Raw genomic sequence first — 21,015 nt, 5'->3', positions numbered from 1 at the left:
TGCCCGTCTTGTTTTCTGTTGAGATGATCATTGTGGCGTTACTTATCATCACCACTATCCTGTGGGCGTTCTCTTTTAGCCTGATTGGCGAATACCTGGCGGGCCATGTAGACAGCTACTTCTCAGTGTTGATGCGCGTCGGGCTGGCGGCGCTGGTTTTCCTGCCTTTCTTACGCGCGCGCGGGCAGAGCCTGAAGACGCTGGCGCTCTATATGGTGGTGGGCGCACTGCAGCTGGGCGTGACGTACCTGCTGAGTTTCCGGGCGTATCTCTATCTGACCGTCTCGGAGTTCCTGCTGTTTACGGTGCTTACGCCGCTCTATATCACGCTGATTTACGATCTGCTGAGCCGCCGTCGGCTGCGCTGGGGCTATGCATTAAGCGCCGGGCTTGCGGTCATCGGCGCGGCGATTATTCGCTATGACAAAGTGAGCGATCACTTCTGGACCGGGCTGCTGCTGGTACAGCTGGCGAATATCAGCTTCGCTATCGGTATGGTGGGCTATAAGCGCCTGATGGAGACGCATCCGATGCCGCAGCACAGCGCGTTTTCGTGGTTCTATCTCGGCGCGTTCGTGGTGGCGGTAATCGCCTGGTTCGCGCTCGGCAACCCACAGAAACTGCCGACCACCGGCCTGCAATGGGGCATTCTGGTGTGGCTTGGCGTGGCGGCCTCGGGGCTTGGCTACTTTATGTGGAACTATGGTGCCACGCAGGTGGACGCCGGTACGCTCGGCATCATGAATAACATGCATGTGCCCGCCGGGCTGCTGGTTAACCTCGCCATCTGGCAGCAGCAGCCCCACTGGCCGAGCTTTATCATTGGGGGAGCGGTGATAGTGGCTTCTCTGTGGGTCCACCGACGCTGGGTCGCGCCGCGCTCCGCACAAACGGCAGCGAATCACAGGCGTGCTGACGCGCCTGCTGAATAAACGCCTCCGTCACCGGCTGACGCTGCTCGCCATCGCGCACCGCAGCGTACAGCCGGCTCCATAATCCTTCGCCCAGCGCACGTGTGACCACCAGCCCCTGACGCTCGAAATTCTCCACCACCCAGTGCGGCAGCGCGGCGATGCCCATGCGCGCCGACACCATCTGGATAAGCAGCAGCGTATTATCCACGCTTTTTAGCGTCGGGCTGACGCCCGCCGGCTGTAAAAAGTGACGCCAGACGTCGAGACGACTGCGCTGCACCGGGTAAATCAGCAAAGTTTCGCTGGCGAAATCCTCCGGCGTCACCTGCGTTTTGGTCGCCAGCGGATGATCGGGCGCCACCACCAGACGCACTTCAAAATCAAACATCGGCGAATAGTGCAGGCCGCTGCGCGGCAGAATGTCTGACGTCAGCACCAGATCGAGCTCGTCCTGTTGCAGCGCAGGCTGCGGATCAAACGTCACGCCCGATTTGAAATCCATCTCCACCTGCGGCCAGCGTTTACGAAACGCCTCCAGCGCCGGGGCCAGCCACTGAATACAGCTATGACACTCAATCGCGATGCGCAGGCGGGTCTGTTGCGGTTCATTGCACGCCTGCAATGCGCGGCTTATCTGCGGTAGCACCTGGGCTGCCAGCTGCAACAGGATCTCGCCCTGCGGCGTGAAGCGCAGCGGCTGGCTCTTACGCACGAATAATCGGAAGCCGAGGCGCTGCTCCAGATCGCTGAACTGGTGTGAAAGCGCGGATTGGGTCTGATGCAGCGATGCCGCCGCCGCCGCCAGTGAGCCGCAATTACGCAGCGCCTGAAGCGTTCGCAGGTGTTTTATCTCGATCATGAATGTCCTTCACTTCAGCATGAATAATTTGCGCTTGAGGAATATACAGTAACTGCCAATTATGGATGTGTAAACATCTGGACGTCCAAACTCGTCATAATTCGACTTGCAGATGCGTTGGCTTTCCTCGCTCGCCCCAGTCACTTACTGGAGTAAGCTCCTGGGGACTCGCTGCGTCGCCGCCTTTCTGCAAGCCGAATTATTTAGAGTTCTCCCCCTCGGGGAGAATCCGAAATACATACGGATTAATTAATTAGACGAGCAGATAAAACGAACAGATTCATCTCCTGACACGGGATTCCTTCTTAAGAGAGGCAGAACATCATGACTATCCATAACCACACCCTCGGTTTTCCCCGCGTCGGCCTGCGTCGCGAGCTGAAAAAAGCGCAAGAGAGCTACTGGGCGGGCAAAAGCACCCGTGAAGAATTACTGGCGGTGGGCCGCGAACTGCGCGCCCGCCACTGGGAACAACAAAAAGCGGCGGGCATCGATCTGCTGCCGGTCGGCGATTTCGCCTGGTACGATCATGTGCTCACCACCAGTCTGCTGCTCGGCAACGTTCCGGCGCGCCACCAAAATGCGGACGGCACGGTGGATATCGACACGCTGTTCCGCATCGGTCGTGGCCGCGCGCCGACCGGCGAACCTGCCGCCGCCGCTGAAATGACCAAATGGTTTAACACCAACTATCACTACATGGTGCCGGAATTCACCAAAGGCCAGCAGTTCAGCCTCACCTGGACGCAGCTGCTCGATGAAGTCGACGAAGCGCTGGCGCTTGGTCACCATGTTAAACCGGTACTGCTCGGGCCCGTCACTTACCTGTGGCTTGGCAAAGTGAAGGGTGAACAATTTGACCGTCTTTCTCTGCTTAACGACATTCTGCCGGTCTACCAGCAGGTGATCGCCGAGCTTGCGAAACGTGGCATTCAGTGGGTGCAAATCGATGAACCGGCGCTGGTGCTGGAGCTGCCGCAGGCGTGGCTGGACGCGTTTAAACCGGCCTACGAGGCGCTGAAAGGCCAGACCAAACTGCTGCTCACCACCTATTTTGAAGGCGTGACCGATAATCTCGATACCATCACCGCGCTGCCGGTGCAGGGGCTGCATGTCGATCTGGTTCACGGCCATGACGATGTCAACGAACTGCATCGCCGCCTGCCGCAGGAGTGGTTACTCTCCGCAGGCGTTATCAATGGCCGCAACGTCTGGCGCGCCGATCTCACCGAGAAATACGCGCAACTGAAAGCGATCGCCAGCCAGCGTGAACTGTGGGTGGGCTCGTCCTGCTCGCTGCTGCACAGCCCTATCGACCTGAGCGTCGAAACGCGTCTGGATGCGGAAGTGAAAAGCTGGTTCGCCTTTGCGCTGCAAAAATGCGAAGAGCTGGCGCTGCTGCGCGATGCGCTGAACAGCGGCGACACAACAAAAATCGAGCAGTGGAGCGCGCCGATTCAGGCCCGTAAACACTCGGCCCGCGTACATAACCCGGCGGTGGAACAGCGCCTTAAGGCCATTACGCCGCAGGACAGCCAGCGCGCCCATGCGTACCCGGTACGCGCCGAAGCGCAGCGCGCCCGCTTTAACCTGCCAGCCTGGCCGACCACCACCATCGGCTCGTTCCCGCAGACGACCGAAATTCGCGGCCTGCGCCTGGATTTCAAAAAGGGCAATCTCGATGCGGCGAACTACCGCACCGGTATCGCCGAACACATTAAGCAGGCTATTGCCGAACAGGAGCGCCTGGGTCTCGATGTGCTGGTGCACGGCGAAGCCGAGCGTAACGACATGGTGGAGTATTTCGGCGAGCACCTTGATGGCTTTGTCTTTACCCAGAACGGCTGGGTGCAGAGCTACGGCTCCCGCTGCGTGAAGCCGCCGGTGGTTATCGGCGACATCAGCCGCCCTGCGCCGATCACCGTCGAGTGGGCGAAGTACGCGCAGTCGCTGACCGACAAACCGGTGAAAGGCATGCTGACCGGCCCGGTGACTATTCTCTGCTGGTCGTTCCCGCGTGAGGATGTCTCGCGCGAAACCATCGCCAAACAGATTGCGCTGGCGCTGCGTGACGAAGTGGCGGATCTCGAAGCCGCGGGCATCGGCATTATTCAGATTGACGAACCGGCGCTGCGTGAAGGGTTGCCGCTCAAGCGCAGCGACTGGGACGCGTATCTCGCCTGGGGCGTGGAGGCGTTCCGCCTGAACGCGGCGGTCGCGAAGGATGACACGCAGATCCACACTCATATGTGCTATTGCGAGTTCAACGACATCATGGATTCTATCGCCGCGCTGGATGCGGACGTGATCACCATCGAAACGTCACGTTCAGATATGGAGCTGCTGGAGTCGTTTGAGGAGTTTGAATACCCGAATGAAATCGGGCCGGGCGTATATGATATCCACTCGCCGAACGTGCCGGATGTAGCGTGGATTGAAGCGCTGCTGAAGAAAGCCGCGCAGCGCATTCCGCAGGAGCGTTTGTGGGTGAACCCGGATTGCGGCCTGAAAACCCGCGGCTGGCCGGAGACCCGCGCGGCGCTCGCCAACATGGTGAAAGCGGCGCAGAACCTGCGTCAGGCGTAACGGTTTTGTGATGGCGGGTGCGCGACGCTTACCCGCCCTACGATAAGGCCAGTTATGCGTTGCGTAGGGTGGGTCATTCGTAGGGTGGGTAAGCGCAGCGCACCCACCGCAACCCGGAAAAAAGGCATGGTGTGGTTTATGGTTTTGTAGGGTGGGTAAGCGCAGCGCACCCACCGCAAACCGAAAAACGGTATGGTGTGGTTTGTGGTTTTGTAGGGTGGGTAAGCGTAGCGCACCCACCGCAGTCCGCAGAAAACGGTGTGATGCGGTTTGTGATTTTGTAGGGTGGGTAAGCGCAGCGCACCCACCGCGCCACCAAAAAACGCCCGGTTTCCCGGGCGTTTTTTTATCCTTTCTTACTGCCGTAGGTTTTGAACCACCCCAACATGCGCTCCCAGCCATCCTTTGCCGACGCCTCGTGATAACTCGGGCGATAATCGGCGTTAAACGCATGGCCCGCATCCGGGTAAACAATGATTTCAGCTTTCGCATTGGCGGCGCGCAGCGCCTGACGCATGGTCTCCACGCTCTCAAGCGAAATACCCGTATCCTGCGCGCCGTAAAGCCCCAGCACTGGCGCGGTCAGATCGGTGGCGACATCCACCGGGTGCTTCGGCGAGTTTAACGTTTTGTCGCCCAGCAGCTTGCCATACCACGCCACGGCGGCTTTCAGTTGCGGATTATGCGCGGCGTACAGCCACGCGATACGCCCGCCCCAGCAAAAACCGGTCAGCATCAGACGATGCGCGTCGCCGCCGTTGCGTGACGCCCAGCTTGCCACATGATCCAGATCCGCCAGCACCTGCGCGTCCGGCACTTTCGACACCAGATTGCTCAACAGCGACGAAATATCGTCATACTCATTCGGATCGCCCTGACGGAAATAGAGTTCCGGCGCCACCGCCAGATACCCTTCCAGCGCCAGGCGACGGCATATATCGCGAATATGTTCATGTACGCCGAAAATCTCCTGTACCACAATCACCACCGGCAGCGGGCCATCAGCAGCGCGCGGGCGGGCGTGGTAAGCAGGCATATTTTCGCCCTGCGTGGGAATCGAGGTTTCGCCCGCGATAATGGCATCCTGCGGCGTATGCACTACCGTTGAAGCGACAGGTGAAACTGCAGCGGCAAAGCCCGCCGGATGGTCAGTGTTGTTGGTCATGGCATTCTCCGTACCCGTTATTGTTTTAGCGCATCCCTAACTATAGCCTGCGTGTGGCGGGAGTGGAGGTGGCAAAAGCAGGCATTCGGCGCGCGGGATTTCCATTCATGCGCTCTATATGTGACCATAATCACGAAATTATGGAAAATTAATGCAACTCCTTTCTTTTGAAGTGAATCCGGTCACGAAAAACGCCGGAAAGGTTCTGTAAAGTACCGTTTTGCTTCTCCTGACAAACCGACCCACAGAGGAGTCACCTATGTCTGATGTTTTTCACCTCGGCCTTAAAAAAAGCGATCTTCAGGGCGCAGAATTAGCGATTGTCCCGGGCGACCCGGAGCGAGTGGAAAAGATCGCCGCGCTGATGGATAAGCCGGTCAAACTGGCCTCCCACCGTGAATTCACCTCCTGGCGCGCTGAGCTTGATGGCAAAGCGGTCATCATCTGCTCAACCGGTATCGGCGGCCCGTCAACGTCTATTGCGGTAGAAGAGCTGGCGCAGCTTGGCATTCGTACTTTCCTGCGCGTAGGCACCACTGGCGCTATCCAGCCGCACATCAACGTCGGCGACGTGCTGGTAACGACCGCCTCCGTACGCCTTGACGGTGCCAGCCTGCACTTCGCGCCGATGGAATACCCGGCCGTTGCCGATTTCGCCTGTACCACCGCACTGGTGGAAGCGGCCAAAGCGGTCGGCGCGACCACGCACATCGGCGTGACCGCCTCTTCCGACACCTTCTACCCAGGCCAGGAGCGCTACGACACCTTCTCTGGCCGCGTGGTCAGCCGCTTTAACGGCTCCATGAAAGAGTGGCAGGCGATGGGCGTGATGAACTATGAAATGGAATCGGCCACGCTGCTGACCATGTGCTCAAGCCAGGGGCTGCGCGCGGGCATGGTGGCGGGCGTTATCGTCAACCGCACCCAGCAAGAGATCCCGAACGCGGAAACCATGAAACAAACCGAAAGCCACGCGGTGAAAATCGTGGTGGAGGCGGCGCGCCGCCTTCTCTGATAGCTTCCTTTCAGGCCGGCGCTCCGCCGGCCTTTTTGCGTAATGTCTCGCAGGATTGACGATCCTTACAGAAAAACGCTTTTCGTCTGGAATTATGTACAGCACAATCCCCTCTGGCGTGATGAGCAGTTCAGGCAGGAGGCGTGGTGGAAATCTCATATCTGGTGTTAGCCGTGGTTGCGCTGGCAGGCGTTGTGGTGGGCTGGCTGATGTCAGGCCTGCGAACCGCCCAGCAAAAAGCGGATCTGCTGGCGCAGCAGCGCGATATTTATGGCGAGCTCAGCGCGGCCCGCGAGGCGCTGGCGCATAACCAGCACTGGCGCGATGAGTGCGATCTGCTCAATAACGAACTGCGCAACCTGCGGGAGATCAACAGCTCGCTGGAGTCCGATCTGCGCGAAGTCACCACGCGCCTGGAGGCCACCCAGGTCCATGCCGAAGAAAAACTGCGCCAGATGATGAGCAGCGAACAGCGCCTGAGCGAACAGTTTGAAAACCTCGCTAACCGTATCTTTGAGCAGAGCCGTCGTCAGGTCGATGAGCAAAATCGCCAGAGCCTGAACGGCCTGCTTTCTCCGCTACGCGAGCAGCTCGACGGCTTTCGCCGACAGGTGCAGGAAAGCTTCGGCCAGGAGGCACGCGAGCGCCATACGCTGGCTCATGAAATCCGTAACCTCCAGCAACTGAATGCGCAAATGGCGCAGGAAGCCATCAACCTGACGCGCGCGTTAAAAGGCGACAACAAGGCTCAGGGCAACTGGGGCGAAGTGGTCCTCGCGCGCGTACTGGAAGCCTCGGGCCTGCGCGAAGGGCATGAGTATGAAACACAAGTCAATATTCAGCTTGCCGACCGCAGCCGGATGCAGCCGGATGTCATTGTGCGTCTGCCGCAGGGCAAAGATGTGGTGATTGACGCCAAAATGACGCTGGTGGCCTATGAGCGTTACTTCAACGCCGAAGATGACTACAGCCGCGAGCTGGCGTTAAACGAACACATCGCTTCGCTTCGCAATCATATTCGTCTGCTGGGGCGCAAGGATTATCAGCAGTTGCCGGGGCTGCGCACGCTGGATTACGTGCTGATGTTTATCCCGGTCGAGCCCGCCTTTTTACTGGCTATCGATAAACAGCCGGAGCTCATCACCGAGGCGTTAAAAAACAATATTATGCTGGTGAGCCCGACCACGCTGCTGGTGGCGCTGCGCACCATTTCCAACCTCTGGCGCTATGAGCATCAAAGCCGCAACGCCCAGCAAATAGCCGATCGCGCGAGCCGCCTGTATGACAAAATGCGGCTGTTCGTTGACGACATGAGCGCCATCGGCCAGAACCTCGACAAAGCGAGCGACAGCTATCGCCAGGCGATGAAAAAACTCGCCAGCGGGCGCGGCAACCTGCTTGCGCAGGCGGAGGCGTTTCGCGGTATGGGCGTTGAGGTAAAGCGCGAGATTAATCCGGATTTGGCCGAGCAGGCGGTGCAGGATGATGAAGCGTTTGCGCTCCCCGATGCCGAAGCGCTTGCCAGCGCCCCTGATGAAAACAGCCACTTAGCAGCGTTTCGCGTTGCGGGCGAGCGCTGAGCGGCGCGCTAATGCCGCCTTGAATCGTAGGGCAATTGCGGCCAATCTGTTACACTTCACAAACATTTCCTTGATAAGCAGGCACTGAGATGGTTGAAGATTCACAAGATACAACGCACTTTGGCTTCCAGACCGTAGCGAAAGAGCAAAAAGCGGATATGGTGGCGCAGGTCTTCCACTCCGTGGCGGCGAAATATGATGTCATGAACGATCTGATGTCGTTCGGCATTCATCGTCTGTGGAAGCGCTTCACTATCGATTGCAGCGGCGTGCGTCGCGGCCAGAAAGTCCTGGATCTCGCGGGCGGCACCGGCGATTTAACCGCTAAATTCTCCCGTCTGGTGGGTGAGAGCGGCAAAGTGGTGCTGGCGGATATCAACGATTCGATGCTGAAAATGGGGCGCGAGAAGCTGCGCAATATCGGCATCGTCGGCAACGTCGAGTATGTCCAGGCCAACGCGGAAGCGCTGCCGTTCCCGGATAACACCTTTGACTGCATCACGATTTCCTTCGGCCTGCGTAACGTCACCGATAAAGAAAAAGCGCTGCGTTCCATGTTTCGCGTGCTGAAGCCGGGTGGCCGTCTGCTGGTGCTGGAGTTCTCCAAACCGGTGTTCGAGCCGCTGAACAAAGCCTACGACGCTTACTCTTTCCACATTCTGCCGCGCGTCGGCGAGCTGGTGGCGAAAGACGCTGGCAGCTACCGTTATCTCGCTGAATCCATCCGTATGCACCCGGATCAGGAAACCCTTAAAGCGATGATGAACGACGCGGGCTTCGAGAACGTCAACTACTACAACATGACCGGCGGGATCGTAGCGCTGCATCGCGGCTACAAATTCTGAGGAGGTGCCGGATGCCTTTCACACCGCTAATGATGGCTGGCATTGAAGGCGCGCTGAACACTTTTCTGTACCGCGAGAGCGCGCTGAAAGCGCCGCGCCAGCGTTTGCAGGGCAAAGTGTTGCGCATCACGCTTGAAGAGCTTTCCACGCCGCTGGTGCTGGTGTTCAGCGAGCAACAACTGGATGTGCTCAGTAAATGGGAAGGCGAGGCGGACTGTACCGTTATCACACGCCTTTCCGTTTTGCCGAAGCTCCAGGACCGCCAGCAGCTGACTGCGCTTATTCGCAGCGGCGAGCTGGAAGTGCAGGGCGATCTGCAGGTGGTGCAAAATTTTGTGGCGCTGATGGACATGGCCGAATTTGATCCCGCCGGGCTGCTGGCCCCGTGGGTTGGCGATATCGCCGCGGAAGGCATCGGGCGCGTTATGCGTCGCGGCGGGCAACTGCTGCAAAAAGGCTTTACGCGTAATCAGCGCTATCTGGCGGAAGCGATTACCGAAGAGTGGCGCGTCGCGCCGGGCGCGCTGGAAATCGCCTGGTTTGCCGAAGAGATTTCGGCCGTCGAGCGCCAACTGGAAGCGTTAACCAAACGGTTGGATAAACTGGAGGGCAAATGACGCCAGGTGAAATTCGGCGCCTTTATTTCATTATCAAAACGTTCCTGAGCTACGGCCTGGATGAGCTGATTCCACGCATGCGCCTGACGCTGCCGCTGCGGATCTGGCGTCGCGGGTTGTTCTGGATGCCGAACCGGCACAAAGATCTTGAGCTTGGTACGAGACTTCGTCTGGCGTTGCAGGAGCTGGGGCCGGTGTGGATTAAGTTCGGTCAGATGCTGTCGACGCGTCGCGATCTCTTTCCGCCGGTAATCGCCGATCAACTGGCACTGTTGCAGGATCGCGTCGCACCCTTTGACGGTAAGCTCGCTAAACAGCAGATCGAAAAAGCCATGGGCGATCGTCCCGTCGAGGAGTGGTTTGATGATTTCGATATTACGCCGCTTGCTTCCGCTTCAATCGCGCAGGTGCACACCGCCCGGCTGAAAGAGAACGGCAAAGAGGTGGTCATTAAGGTGATCCGCCCCGATATCCTGCCGGTCATCAAGGCGGATATGAAGCTTATCTACCGTCTCGCGCGCTGGGTGCCGCGCCTGCTGCCGGATGGCCGCCGCCTGCGCCCGATGGAAGTGGTGCGCGAGTATGAAAAAACGCTGCTGGATGAACTCGATCTGCTGCGCGAAGCGGCGAACGCCATTCAGCTGCGCCGTAATTTCGAAAACAGCCCGATGCTCTACGTGCCGGAAGTCTATTCGGACTATTGCAGCCCGACGATGATGGTCATGGAACGCATCTATGGCATCCCGGTCAATGATGTCGCGGCGCTGGAAGCCAACGGCACCGACATGAAATTGCTGGCTGAGCGCGGCGTTCAGGTGTTCTTCACCCAGGTTTTCCGCGATAGCTTTTTCCACGGTGATATGCATCCGGGGAATATTTTTGTCAGCCACGATCACCCGCACGATCCGCAATACATTGGCATCGACTGCGGCATCGTGGGCTCGCTCAATAAAGAAGATAAGCGCTATCTGGCGGAAAACTTTATCGCTTTCTTCAACCGCGACTATCGCCGCGTGGCGGAGTTGCATGTGGATTCGGGCTGGGTGCCGCCGGATACCAATGTAGAAGAGTTCGAATCCGCCATTCGTACCGTTTGCGAACCTATTTTTGAAAAGCCGCTTGCGGAAATCTCGTTTGGCCACGTGCTGCTGAATCTCTTTAACACCGCGCGCCGCTTTAATATGGAAGTGCAGCCGCAGCTGGTGCTGCTGCAAAAAACGCTGCTGTATATTGAGGGCGTAGGGCGTCAGCTCTATCCGCAGCTCGATTTGTGGAAAACGGCGAAACCTTTTCTGGAAAGCTGGATCAAAGATCAGGTGGGCTTCCCGGCGCTGGTGCGCTCCTTTAAAGAGAAAGCGCCATTCTGGGCGGAAAAAATCCCGGAAATTCCTGAACTGGTCTACAACAGCCTGCGGCAAGGCAAACAACTGCAACAAAGTGTTGATAAGATTGCCCATGAGCTGCAGGAGCATCGTGTGAAGCAAGGGCAGTCGCGCTATCTGTTCGGCATTGGCGCCACGCTAATGCTGAGCAGCACGCTGCTCTTTATCAACCGTCCTGACTGGGGCATGTCGCCCGGATGGCTGATGGCAGGCGGTATTCTCGTCTGGCTTATCGGCTGGCGGCGTACCGACTAGCGCAGACATTGTTATGAAACGGCCACAGGTATACTGTGGCCTGATGAATACCATTATCACTGGTAACTGAGGAAATGTATGGGTGGCATCAGTATCTGGCAGTTATTGATTATCGCGGTTCTGGTTGTTCTGCTTTTTGGCACCAAAAAACTACGCTCGCTGGGCTCTGACCTTGGTGAATCCATCAAAGGCTTTAAAAAAGCGATGGGTGACGACGACAAACAAAAGCACCAGCAGGATGCGGATTTCACCGCGCCTTCTGCGCAGGATAAACAAATCGGCGAAACCAAAAGCGACGTCACCGCTGACGACGCGAAAAAACGTGATAAAGAGCAGGTGTAATCCGTGTTTGATATTGGTTTTGGCGAACTGCTGCTGGTTTTTGTTATCGGGCTTATCGTGCTGGGGCCGCAGCGTTTGCCTGTGGCTGTCCGCACGGTTGCAGGCTGGGTTCGTGCGCTGCGATCGCTTGCAACCACCGTGCAGAATGAACTGACCCAGGAGCTTAAGCTTCAGGAGTTTCAGGAAAGCCTGAAGAAAGTGGAAAAAGCGAGCATCGATAACCTGACGCCAGAGCTGAAAGCGTCGATGGACGAACTACGCGAAGCGGCGGAATCGATGAAGCGCTCTTACAGCGTTAACGATCCGGAAAAAGCGAGCGACGACGCCCACACCATTCATAATCCGCTGGTGAAAGGCAACGAAGCGCAGCATGAAGGCGTTACGCCAGCGAAAGCTGAGCATCAGGCGCAGTCACCTGCGCAGAAGCCTGTGACGGAGACGGCGCACGCGGAAGAGACCGGGGCAGCGCCTGTCGAGCCTGAAAATGGCGTTGATACGTCGCCGGACGCGTCCGCCAGCACGCGGAAACCTGAAGCCGCATCCACCGTGAGTGATAAATCCTGACATGGCTGTTGAAGATACCCAACCCCTAATCAGTCATCTGATTGAACTGCGTAAGCGACTGCTGAACTGCATCGTCGCGGTGCTGGTGATTTTTCTGGCGCTGGTCTACTTCGCCAACGATATCTATCAGCTGGTCGCTGCCCCGCTGATAAGCCAGATGCCGCACGGTGCCAGTATGATTGCTACCGACGTGGCGTCGCCGTTTTTCACGCCTATCAAGCTGACCATGATGGTGTCGGTGATCCTCTCCGCACCGGTGATTTTGTATCAGGTCTGGGCGTTTGTCGCCCCGGCGCTGTACAAGCATGAGCGACGCCTGATTATCCCGCTGCTGGTTTCCAGTACGCTGCTGTTTTATATCGGTATGGCCTTCGCCTATTTCGTGGTGTTCCCGCTGGCGTTCGGCTTCTTAACGAAAACCGCGCCTGTCGGCGTTGTGGTGTCGACCGATATCACCAGCTATCTCGATTTCGTCATGGCGCTGTTTATGGCCTTCGGCGTGTCGTTTGAAGTGCCAGTCGCTATCGTCTTGCTGTGCTGGATGGGCGTGACCACGCCGCAGGACTTGCGTGCCAAACGCCCGTATGTGCTCGTCGGCGCGTTCGTCGTCGGCATGCTGCTCACGCCGCCGGATGTGTTCTCGCAAACGCTGCTGGCGATACCGATGTACTGCCTGTTTGAAGTCGGGATTTTCTTCTCACGCTTTTACGTCGGTAAACGGCGTCCGCGAGAGCAGGATGCCGAAGAAGAAGCAGAAGAATAACGTAACCGCCCGTCAGGGCGGTTTTCATATGGAAAGCGCAATGTTTGATATTGGCCTGAATATAACCAGCTCTCAGTTTGACCATGACAGGGATGAGATGATTGCCCGCGCCCGTGCGGCAGGCGTCAGCAATATGCTCTTTACCGGCACGTCGCTTGAGGAAAGCGAAAAGGCTTGCGCGTTCGCCAGGCGTTACGAGGGCTGCTGGTCGACCGCGGGCGTTCACCCGCACGACGCCAGTAGCTGGAATGATGAAAGCGCGGCGCGGCTGCGTGCGCTCGCAGGGAAGGCGCAGGTCGTGGCGATTGGCGAATGCGGGCTCGATTTCAACCGGAATTTTTCAACGCCTGCCGAACAGGAGCATGCCTTTACAGAACAGTTGCGGCTGGCGGCAGAGCTGGCGCTGCCGGTGTTTTTGCACTGTCGCGATGCCCATGCGCGCTTTCTTGAGTTGCTCGATCCGTGGCTCGATAAACTGCCGGGCGCGGTACTGCACTGCTTTACCGGCACCGAACAGGAGGCACGAGAGGCACTGGCACGCGGTCTTTACCTCGGTATTACCGGCTGGGTTTGCGACGAGCGTCGCGGGCTTGAACTACGCGCCCTGCTGCCGGTTATTCCCGCCGATCGCCTGCTGCTGGAAACAGACGCGCCTTATCTGCTGCCTCGGGATCTCGCCCCCAGGCCAAAATCGCGTCGCAACGAGCCATGCTGGCTGCCGCATATTCTTAAGCAAGTCGCGCAGTGGCGCGGTGAAGATCCCGCCTGGCTTGAGGCCACGACGGATGCCAATGCCGCCCGTCTGTTTCTGAAAAACGCGTCGCCTGCGTAACGCTGCCTGCTGAAACCGGCAGAGTGTGGATTTTTGCACGCTGCTGGTGCCTTTCCCTCTCAAAGCCCGGTGATATGCTTCCCGCCGGGGATTTCCCCTGTATTACACAGCTGAGGGACAATAATGAAAAAGACAATTACGGGCATTGTGACACTGATGCTGCTCACCAGCGCGCCGGTGATGGCGATGGATAAAACGGCGACCGGCGCGGTGCTTGGCGCGACAGCGGGTGCCATTGCAGGCAAAGATGTCAAAAGCGCCGTGGGCGGCGCGGTCATTGGCGCAGGCACCGGCGCGATGCTGAAAAAGGGCGATAAAGGCAAAGCGGCGCGTAAAGGTGGCGTTGCGGGTGCGGTCGTGGGCGCGGGCGTTGCCGCAGCAACCGGGAAAAGCGTGCTGAAAGGCGCAGCGGTTGGCGCAGGCGCGGGCGGCGTTATTGGCGAAGCGACGCACTAATGACAAACGGCGGCACTGAGCCGCCGTTTTGCTGTCTGCGTTGCGCGTCAGACTTTACGGAATTCGGTATTCTTCACGCTTTGCAGCACCTGCTTGTTCAGCAAATTCAGCAGCAACATAGAACGGGCTTCGCCATCGGGCTCGGTAAAAATTGCCTGCAACCCTTCAAACGCGCCTTCGGTAATCACCACCATATCGCCGGTATGCGGCGTATCCGGATCAGTCACGTTTTCCGGGTGCCAGTCGAGCAACTGCTCGATGACCGTCTGCGGCACCACGGCCGGGTGCGAACCAAAACGAACGAAATGGCTGACACCGCGGGTGGAGCTTATCGTCGTGGTATGAATATCTTCCGGGTCAAAGCGAACGAAAAGGTAGTTCGGAAACAGCGGCTCGCTGACGGAGGTGCGTCTGCCTCGTACCATTTTTTCAAGCGTAATCATTGGCGTAAGGCAGTTCACCGACTGTCGTTCAAGGTGCTCTTTAGCGCGCTGAAGCTGCCCGCGTTTACAGTACAGTAAATACCAGGATTGCATAATGACTCTTCTTACATGGCCGGACGCGCCAGCATAACAAAACCACCTCAGGATCGCTAAGGGCATTATACCGCGCAGTGCTATAGCCTGTGGTGATGATTCACGTTAATTTAACAAAATTACGGCATGCCTGCGGCGAACACCGTATAATAAAAAGCTTATTTTAAAGCCACGAATAACTGCATGAAATACCACGACCTACGCGATTTTCTGGCGCTGCTGGAGCAGCAAGGCGAACTCAAGCGCATTACATTGCCTGTCGATCCTTACCTGGAGATGACGGAAATAGCCGACCGCACATTGCGCGCGGGCGGCCCGGCGCTGCTGTTTGAAAACCCGAAAGGCCATACCATGCCGGTGCTCTGCAACCTGTTTGGCACGCCGAAACGCGTGGCGATGGGCATGGGGCAGGACGATATCTCCGCGCTGCGTGAAGTCGGTAAGCTGCTGGCATTCCTGAAAGAGCCGGAGCCGCCGCGCGGCTTCCGCGATCTCTTCGACAAGCTGCCGCAGTTTAAGCAAGTGCTGAACATGCCAACGAAGCGCCTGCGTAACGCGCCTTGTCAGGAGAAAGTGTGGCAGGGCGATGAGGTCGACCTGAACCGCATTCCCATCATGCAGTGCTGGCCGGATGACGCCGCGCCGCTTATTACGTGGGGCCTGACGGTCACTCGCGGCCCGCATAAAGAGCGCCAGAATCTGGGCATCTATCGTCAGCAGTTAATCGGCAAAAACAAACTCATTATGCGCTGGCTGTCGCATCGCGGCGGCGCGCTCGATTTCCAGGAGTGGTGCCAGGCGCATCCGGGCGAACGCTTCCCGGTCGCTGTCGCGCTGGGCGCTGACCCGGCGACGATTCTGGGCGCGGTGACGCCGGTGCCGGATACGCTCTCCGAATACGCATTCGCGGGCCTGCTGCGCGGCACCAAAACTGAAGTGGTGAAGTGTCTTTCTAACGACCTTGAGATCCCGGCCAGCGCTGAAATCGTGCTGGAAGGCTATATTGAACCCGGCGAAATGGCACCGGAAGGCCCGTATGGCGATCACACCGGTTACTATAATGAGATAGATAACTTCCCGGTCTTTACCGTGACGCATGTGACGCAGCGTGAAAACGCGATTTATCACTCGACCTATACGGGCCGCCCGCCAGATGAACCTGCGGTGCTGGGCGTGGCGCTCAATGAAGTGCTGGTGCCTATCCTGCAAAAACAGTTCCCGGAAATCGTGGATTTTTATCTTCCGCCGGAAGGGTGCTCGTACCGGCTTGCCGTCGTGACCATGCGTAAGCAGTACGCTGGCCACGCGAAGCGCGTGATGATGGGCGTCTGGTCATTCCTGCGCCAGTTCATGTATACCAAGTTCGTGATCGTTTGTGATGATGACATTAACGCGCGCGACTGGAACGATGTGATCTGGGCGATCACCACACGCATGGACCCGGCGCGCGACACGGTGATGGTGGAGAACACGCCGATCGATTATTTGGATTTCGCCTCGCCGGTATCGGGACTTGGCTCCAAAATGGGCCTCGACGCGACCAACAAATGGCCGGGCGAAACGCAGCGCGAGTGGGGAATTCCCATTAAGAAAGATCCCAACGTGACGGCGCGTATCGACGCCATCTGGGATGAGCTCGCGATTTTTCATGACGGAAAAGGCGCCTGACGCGCCGCCGTTGCAGTTGCATTATTGACCCGACAGAGGGAACGCATGACAACCTTAAGCTGTAAAGTGACCTCGGTAGAAGCCATCACGGATACCGTTTATCGCGTTCGTTTAGTGCCGGAAGCGGCCTTTTCGTTTCGCGCAGGTCAGTACCTGATGGTGGTAATGGATGAGCGGGACAAGCGCCCTTTTTCTATGGCCTCCACGCCGGATGAGCAGGGCTTTATCGAATTGCATATCGGCGCGTCGGAACTTAACCTCTACGCGATGGCGGTGATGGACCGCATTCTCAAAGAGCGTGAAATCGTGGTCGATATTCCACATGGTGACGCCTGGCTGCGCGATGACGAAGAGCGTCCGCTGATCCTGATTGCTGGCGGTACGGGCTTCTCCTACGCGCGCTCAATTCTGCTGACGGCGCTGGCGCGCAACCCGAATCGCGATATCACGATTTACTGGGGCGGGCGCGAAGAGAAACACCTTTACGATCTGTCAGAGCTGGAAGCGCTGTCGGTTGACCATCCGAACCTGAAGATTGTTCCGGTGGTCGAGCAGCCGGATGAGACGTGGCGCGGTCGCAGCGGCACGGTACTGACGGCAGTGATGCAGGATTTCGGTACGCTTGCCGGACACGATATCTACATCGCGGGACGTTTCGAGATGGCGAAGATCGCCCGCGATCTGTTCTGCAACGAGCGCGCCGCGCGCGAAGACCGCCTGTTCGGCGACGCCTTTGCGTTTATCTGAGTCGTGTCCGCATAACGCCAGCCCTGTTTACGGGCTGGCGGCAATCTCCTTTCCTGACCAGACATATAACGGTTTATCGTTTTCCAGCAGGCAAAGCAGCGTAATGTTTTTGCGCACTGGATGATCGAGCTTCGCGGTGAGCTGGGTCGCGATATGCTGTTGGCCGACGTTTTCGTCATACCGTTCCACCACCACGCTTTCCGGTACAACGCGCGATTCAGTCAGGACTTTTTGCATATACGCGTGATCCTGCCATGTGTTGATAAGCGAGGTCAGGCAGCGCTACGCCAGCGTCTCCTCTGACAGCTCTGCCCGTGCAGAAGTGGTGCAAAAAAGCGCGGCGGCAAGCGGCGCGAAGATAAAGCATCCCTTCATGGTTTTCCCTGAAGTGTAGAGTCGTTAAAAAAGCCTGGCACAAATGTGGAAAATAAAAAACCCGCCCCTGACAGGCGGGAAGAACGGCAACTAAACTTTCTCTCTTCGCGCCTGATACCAGGCGCGTTGTCTGACTCACACTCGCTCAAAGACCGTCGCGATGCCCTGGCCCAGGCCGATACACATCGTGGCAAGGCCAAGCTCGGCGTCACGGCGCTCCATCAGGTTAATCAGCGTGGTGCTGATACGCGCGCCGGAGCAGCCAAGCGGGTGGCCGAGCGCTATCGCGCCGCCGTTAAGATTGATCTTCTCGTCGATCTGCTCCATCAGGCCCAGATCTTTAATGCAGGGCAGGATCTGCGCGGCAAAGGCTTCGTTCATCTCAAACAGATCGATATCGCTCACGGTCAGACCGGCTTTTTTCAGCGCCAGCCTGGAGGCGGGCACCGGGCCGTAACCCATAATCGACGGATCGCAGCCCACTACCGCCATCGAACGAATGCGCGCGCGCGGCGTCAGGCCGAGTTCGCGGGCGCGCGATTCGCTCATAACCAGCATCGCCGCCGCGCCGTCGGAGAGCGCTGACGAGGTGCCCGCCGTGACCGTACCGTTTGCCGGGTCGAACGCAGGTTTCAGCTGCGACAGCCCTTCGGCGGTGGTTTCCGGGCGGATCACTTCGTCAAAGTCGTAGCGCTTAAGCACGCCGTCGGCGTCGTGGCCGCTGGTCGGAATGATTTCCTGTTTAAAATGCCCGGCCTGTGTGGCGGCCCAGGCGCGCTGGTGCGAGCGAGCGGCGAAAGCGTCCTGCATTTCACGGCTGATGCCGTGCATACGCGAAAGCATCTCCGCCGTCAGCCCCATCATGCCCGCCGCTTTCGCGACGTTACGGCTTAAACCCGGATGAAAATCGACGCCGTGGTTCATCGGCACATGGCCCATATGCTCCACGCCGCCCACCAGACAAACGCTGGCGTCGCCGGTCATGATCATGCGTGCGGCGTCGTGCAGCGCCTGCATTGACGAACCGCACAGACGGTTGACCGTCACAGCGGGCACGCTGTGCGGGATTTCCGCCAGCAGCGCGGCGTTGCGGGCGATGTTAAAACCCTGCTCCAGCGTCTGCTGCACGCAGCCCCAGTAGATGTCGTCGATAGCGCTGGCTTCCAGTTGCGGGTTACGCGACAGCAGGCTGCGCATCAGGTGTGCGGAAAGATCTTCTGCCCGCACCTGACGGAACGCGCCGCCTTTGGAACGGCCCATCGGGGTGCGGATAGCATCAACAATTACAACCTTTTCCATTCGTCACTCCTTAAGCCGTTTGCAGTTCGCCCACCGGTTGGGCGGGTTCAACCTGGGGATAATAAGGCGCATTGTGGCTCGCTTTATCGCGAAGCCCCGCTGGCGCTTCATAAAGCGGGCCGAGATGCTGATAGTGCTGCGCCATATCAAGGTATTTCGCGCTGCCCTGCGTATCCAGCCAGCGGAACGCGCCGCCGTGGAACGGCGGGAAGCCGAGACCGTAGACCAGCGCCATATCCGCCTCGGCCGGGCTTGCGATAATGCCTTCTTCCAGGCAGCGCACCACTTCGTTGACCATCGGAATCATCATGCGCGCCACGATCTCTTCATCGCTGAACGCGCGCTTCGGCTGGCTCACTTCGGCAAGCAGGCTGTCTACCGCGTCATCCGGCACTTTGCGCGGTTTGCCTTTGCTGTCTTCCTGATAGGCATAGAAACCCTTACCGTTTTTCTGTCCGAAGCGACCGGCGTCAAACAGCGCGTCGATAGCATCGCGGTAATCTTTTTGCATGCGCTGCGGGAAGCCCGCCGCCATCACGGCCTGCGCGTGGTGCGCGGTATCGATGCCGACGACATCCAGCAGGTACGCCGGGCCCATCGGCCAGCCGAACTGTTTCTCCATCACTTTGTCTATCTGGCGGAAATCAGCGCCGTCGCGCAGCAGCTGGCTGAAACCGGCAAAGTAGGGGAACAGTACGCGGTTGACGAAGAAGCCAGGGCAGTCATTCACCACAATCGGCGTTTTGCCCATTTTGCTGGCCCAGGCCACCACTTTCGCAATCGTGGCGTCGGAGGTTTTCTCGCCGCGGATCACTTCAACCAGCGGCATACGGTGCACCGGGTTAAAGAAATGCATGCCGCAGAAATTTTCCGGGCGCTTCAGCACGCTTGCCAGCTCGCTGATAGGAATCGTCGAGGTATTGGAGGCAATCACGGTATCCGGGCGGACTTTTTCTTCGGTTTCCGCCAGCACCGCTTTTTTCACTTTTGGGTTTTCGACCACCGCCTCGACGACCACGTCAGCGCGCTCAAAGCCGGCGTAATCCAGCGTCGGATGGATGGTGGCGATAACGCCTGCAAGCTTCAGCCCGTCGATTTTGCCGCGCTCCAGCTGTTTATTCAGCAGCTTGCTGGCTTCGCTGATGCCGAGTGTCAGTGATTTCTCATTAATGTCTTTCATTATGACCGGCACGCCTTTCCAGGCTGACTGGTAGGCGATGCCGCCGCCCATGATGCCTGCGCCCAGTACCGCCGCCTGTTTCGGCGTCTCGGTCTCTTTGGTCAGTTTTTTCGCAAGGCCTTTGACGTACTGGTCGTTTAAGAAGATGCCGACCAGCGCGCGCGCTTCGCTGGAGCGCGCCAGCGGCACAAAGCTTTTATTCTCCAGCGCCAGTGCTTCATCACGGCCCAGCCCTGCGGCCGCTTCGATGGTTTTCACCGCCGTCATCGGTGCCGGGTAGTGTTTGCCCGCGGTCTGCATCACCATGCCTTTGGCGATAGTAAAGCTCATAGTCGCTTCGATTTTACTTAAGCGCAGCGGTTCAAGCTTCGGCTGGCGGCGGGCTTGCCAGTCGAGCTCGCCGTCGATGGCCTGGCGCAGCATACGCAGCGCGCCCTCGATCAGTTTTTCCGGTTTCACGACCGCATCAACCAGGCCCACTTTTAGCGCCGCGTCGGCGGTGATGTCTTTACCGGCCGCGATGATTTCCAGCGCGCTGTCAGCACCCAGCAGGCGCGGCAGGCGTACCGAGCCGCCAAAGCCTGGCATGATGCCAAGTTTGGTTTCCGGCAGGCCGATACGGGCGTCCGGCGTGGCGAGACGGAAATCGGTCGCCAGCACGCATTCACAGCCGCCGCCTAACGCGTAGCCGTTAATGGCGCAAAGGGTCGGCACCGGTAGATCTTCAAGACGGTTAAATACGCTGTTGGCAAAATGCAGCCACTGGCTTAACTGCTCAGCAGGCACCTGGAACAGCGAGAGGAATTCGGTAATGTCAGCGCCGACGATAAACGCGGCTTTTTCCGAGCGCAGCAGCAGGGCTTTGAGATCGTGCTGTTTTTCCAGCACATCAAGCGCGTGGCCGAGGCTTGCTACGGTCGCGGTATCAAGCTTATTCACCGAGCCGGGGGCATCGAACACCAGTTCGGCAATGCCGTCTTCCAGCCAGTTAAGGTACAGGGTGTCGCCTTTGTAGAGCATGTCGGTCTCCTGAAT

The 21,015-nt window shown here is 58.2% G+C and carries 19 protein-coding genes and 1 pseudogene; 14 read left to right on the top strand and 6 right to left on the bottom strand.

The genetic code is table 11. The annotated features are described in order from the left end of the window. The first annotated feature begins 32 nt into the window (after nt 1-32). Nucleotides 33-932, top strand: a complete 900-nt coding sequence (locus CSK29544_RS22405) for a carboxylate/amino acid/amine transporter (protein WP_032975485.1) — start codon at nt 33-35, stop codon at nt 930-932. On the opposite strand, the gene metR is transcribed toward CSK29544_RS22405, so the two are convergent. Continuing rightward, complete coding sequence (metR, locus tag CSK29544_RS03415) at nt 820-1,773, bottom strand: HTH-type transcriptional regulator MetR (protein ID WP_012126034.1); 954 nt, start codon at nt 1,771-1,773, stop codon at nt 820-822. The two genes, CSK29544_RS22405 and metR, sit on opposite strands and share 113 nt — an antisense overlap. Before the next feature lie 324 nt (nt 1,774-2,097). Here metR and metE point away from each other — a divergent pair, with 324 nt between their 5' ends. Next, nucleotides 2,098-4,359, top strand: a complete 2,262-nt coding sequence (gene metE, locus CSK29544_RS03410) for a 5-methyltetrahydropteroyltriglutamate--homocysteine S-methyltransferase (RefSeq protein WP_004388402.1) — start codon at nt 2,098-2,100, stop codon at nt 4,357-4,359. Nucleotides 4,360-4,705: 346 nt separating this feature from the next. On the opposite strand, the gene CSK29544_RS03405 is transcribed toward metE, so the two are convergent. Further along, nucleotides 4,706-5,524 (bottom strand): dienelactone hydrolase family protein, encoded by an 819-nt coding sequence (locus CSK29544_RS03405; protein WP_007891399.1) that lies wholly within the window; start codon nt 5,522-5,524, stop codon nt 4,706-4,708. 259 nt (nt 5,525-5,783) lie between these two features. Here CSK29544_RS03405 and udp point away from each other — a divergent pair, with 259 nt between their 5' ends. The 10 genes from udp to CSK29544_RS03355 all read left to right on the top strand — a co-directional run bounded on the left by udp (nt 5,784) and on the right by CSK29544_RS03355 (nt 14,175). Beyond that, nucleotides 5,784-6,539: a uridine phosphorylase gene (gene udp / locus CSK29544_RS03400; protein WP_004385520.1), complete on the top strand. Its 756-nt coding sequence runs from the start codon at nt 5,784-5,786 to the stop codon at nt 6,537-6,539. Between the two features lie 146 nt (nt 6,540-6,685). Further along, nucleotides 6,686-8,119 (top strand): DNA recombination protein RmuC, encoded by a 1,434-nt coding sequence (gene rmuC, locus CSK29544_RS03395; RefSeq protein ID WP_007891401.1) that lies wholly within the window; start codon nt 6,686-6,688, stop codon nt 8,117-8,119. An 89-nt stretch (nt 8,120-8,208) separates the two neighbouring features. Further along, the gene (gene ubiE, locus CSK29544_RS03390) at nt 8,209-8,964 is read left to right on the top strand and encodes a bifunctional demethylmenaquinone methyltransferase/2-methoxy-6-polyprenyl-1,4-benzoquinol methylase UbiE (protein ID WP_004385518.1); all 756 of its coding nucleotides are present in this window, start codon (nt 8,209-8,211) and stop codon (nt 8,962-8,964) included. A gap of 11 nt (nt 8,965-8,975) precedes the next feature. Next, nucleotides 8,976-9,581, top strand: a complete 606-nt coding sequence (ubiJ, locus tag CSK29544_RS03385) for a ubiquinone biosynthesis protein UbiJ (protein WP_004385517.1) — start codon at nt 8,976-8,978, stop codon at nt 9,579-9,581. Next, nucleotides 9,578-11,218 carry a ubiquinone biosynthesis regulatory protein kinase UbiB gene (ubiB, locus tag CSK29544_RS03380; protein WP_007891403.1) on the top strand — a complete coding sequence of 547 codons (1,641 nt, stop codon included), beginning with the start codon at nt 9,578-9,580 and terminating at the stop codon, nt 11,216-11,218. Before ubiJ ends, ubiB begins: the two co-directional genes overlap by 4 nt. A 78-nt stretch (nt 11,219-11,296) precedes the next feature. After that, a complete protein-coding gene (gene tatA / locus CSK29544_RS03375; protein WP_007704573.1) occupies nt 11,297-11,560 on the top strand; it encodes a Sec-independent protein translocase subunit TatA in 264 nt (87 codons plus the stop codon). A 3-nt stretch (nt 11,561-11,563) separates the two neighbouring features. Beyond that, the gene (gene tatB, locus CSK29544_RS03370) at nt 11,564-12,124 is read left to right on the top strand and encodes a Sec-independent protein translocase protein TatB (RefSeq protein ID WP_004385514.1); all 561 of its coding nucleotides are present in this window, start codon (nt 11,564-11,566) and stop codon (nt 12,122-12,124) included. A 1-nt stretch (nt 12,125) separates the two neighbouring features. Next, the gene (gene tatC / locus CSK29544_RS03365) at nt 12,126-12,887 is read left to right on the top strand and encodes a Sec-independent protein translocase subunit TatC (protein WP_004385513.1); all 762 of its coding nucleotides are present in this window, start codon (nt 12,126-12,128) and stop codon (nt 12,885-12,887) included. A gap of 28 nt (nt 12,888-12,915) precedes the next feature. Beyond that, a complete protein-coding gene (gene tatD, locus CSK29544_RS03360) occupies nt 12,916-13,719 on the top strand; it encodes a 3'-5' ssDNA/RNA exonuclease TatD (protein ID WP_171965161.1) in 804 nt (267 codons plus the stop codon). Between the two features lie 123 nt (nt 13,720-13,842). Next, nucleotides 13,843-14,175, top strand: coding sequence for a glycine zipper family protein (locus CSK29544_RS03355; protein WP_004385511.1), 333 nt, complete (start codon nt 13,843-13,845; stop codon nt 14,173-14,175). A gap of 47 nt (nt 14,176-14,222) precedes the next feature. Here the strand turns inward: CSK29544_RS03355 and rfaH are convergent, their stop codons facing one another. Then, the gene (gene rfaH, locus CSK29544_RS03350) at nt 14,223-14,711 is read right to left on the bottom strand and encodes a transcription/translation regulatory transformer protein RfaH (RefSeq protein ID WP_007766492.1); all 489 of its coding nucleotides are present in this window, start codon (nt 14,709-14,711) and stop codon (nt 14,223-14,225) included. 183 nt (nt 14,712-14,894) lie between these two features. Between rfaH and ubiD the strand changes: the two genes are divergently transcribed. Continuing rightward, nucleotides 14,895-16,379: a 4-hydroxy-3-polyprenylbenzoate decarboxylase gene (ubiD, locus tag CSK29544_RS03345; protein WP_007891413.1), complete on the top strand. Its 1,485-nt coding sequence runs from the start codon at nt 14,895-14,897 to the stop codon at nt 16,377-16,379. 45 nt (nt 16,380-16,424) lie between these two features. Then, nucleotides 16,425-17,126, top strand: coding sequence for an NAD(P)H-flavin reductase (gene fre, locus CSK29544_RS03340; protein WP_007891415.1), 702 nt, complete (start codon nt 16,425-16,427; stop codon nt 17,124-17,126). 27 nt (nt 17,127-17,153) lie between these two features. Here the strand turns inward: fre and CSK29544_RS25080 are convergent. The 3 genes and pseudogenes from CSK29544_RS25080 to fadB form a co-directional block, all read right to left on the bottom strand. Beyond that, nucleotides 17,154-17,501 (bottom strand): annotated as a pseudogene (locus CSK29544_RS25080) (hypothetical protein). Between the two features lie 135 nt (nt 17,502-17,636). Then, nucleotides 17,637-18,800 (bottom strand): acetyl-CoA C-acyltransferase FadA, encoded by a 1,164-nt coding sequence (gene fadA / locus CSK29544_RS03330; protein ID WP_007891420.1) that lies wholly within the window; start codon nt 18,798-18,800, stop codon nt 17,637-17,639. 10 nt (nt 18,801-18,810) lie between these two features. Beyond that, complete coding sequence (gene fadB, locus CSK29544_RS03325) at nt 18,811-21,000, bottom strand: fatty acid oxidation complex subunit alpha FadB (protein WP_007853893.1); 2,190 nt, start codon at nt 20,998-21,000, stop codon at nt 18,811-18,813. Between the last annotated feature and the right edge of the window lie 15 nt (nt 21,001-21,015).

The organism is Cronobacter sakazakii (assembly GCF_000982825.1).
GTDB lineage: Bacteria > Pseudomonadota > Gammaproteobacteria > Enterobacterales > Enterobacteriaceae > Cronobacter > Cronobacter sakazakii.
The sequence above is the reverse complement of the archived record's forward strand: the minus strand, read 5'-3'. Positions and strand labels throughout refer to the sequence as shown.

Coding starts and splice junctions, on each gene's coding strand:
- metR (WP_012126034.1), bottom strand. CDS start 1,773: ATGATCGAGATAAAACACCTGCGAACGCTTCAGGCGCTGCGTAATTGC.
- metE (WP_004388402.1), top strand. CDS start 2,098: ATGACTATCCATAACCACACCCTCGGTTTTCCCCGCGTCGGCCTGCGT.
- CSK29544_RS03405 (WP_007891399.1), bottom strand. CDS start 5,524: ATGACCAACAACACTGACCATCCGGCGGGCTTTGCCGCTGCAGTTTCA.
- udp (WP_004385520.1), top strand. CDS start 5,784: ATGTCTGATGTTTTTCACCTCGGCCTTAAAAAAAGCGATCTTCAGGGC.
- ubiE (WP_004385518.1), top strand. CDS start 8,209: ATGGTTGAAGATTCACAAGATACAACGCACTTTGGCTTCCAGACCGTA.
- ubiJ (WP_004385517.1), top strand. CDS start 8,976: ATGCCTTTCACACCGCTAATGATGGCTGGCATTGAAGGCGCGCTGAAC.
- ubiB (WP_007891403.1), top strand. CDS start 9,578: ATGACGCCAGGTGAAATTCGGCGCCTTTATTTCATTATCAAAACGTTC.
- tatA (WP_007704573.1), top strand. CDS start 11,297: ATGGGTGGCATCAGTATCTGGCAGTTATTGATTATCGCGGTTCTGGTT.
- tatC (WP_004385513.1), top strand. CDS start 12,126: ATGGCTGTTGAAGATACCCAACCCCTAATCAGTCATCTGATTGAACTG.
- tatD (WP_171965161.1), top strand. CDS start 12,916: ATGGAAAGCGCAATGTTTGATATTGGCCTGAATATAACCAGCTCTCAG.
- CSK29544_RS03355 (WP_004385511.1), top strand. CDS start 13,843: ATGAAAAAGACAATTACGGGCATTGTGACACTGATGCTGCTCACCAGC.
- rfaH (WP_007766492.1), bottom strand. CDS start 14,711: ATGCAATCCTGGTATTTACTGTACTGTAAACGCGGGCAGCTTCAGCGC.
- ubiD (WP_007891413.1), top strand. CDS start 14,895: ATGAAATACCACGACCTACGCGATTTTCTGGCGCTGCTGGAGCAGCAA.
- fre (WP_007891415.1), top strand. CDS start 16,425: ATGACAACCTTAAGCTGTAAAGTGACCTCGGTAGAAGCCATCACGGAT.
- fadA (WP_007891420.1), bottom strand. CDS start 18,800: ATGGAAAAGGTTGTAATTGTTGATGCTATCCGCACCCCGATGGGCCGT.
- fadB (WP_007853893.1), bottom strand. CDS start 21,000: ATGCTCTACAAAGGCGACACCCTGTACCTTAACTGGCTGGAAGACGGC.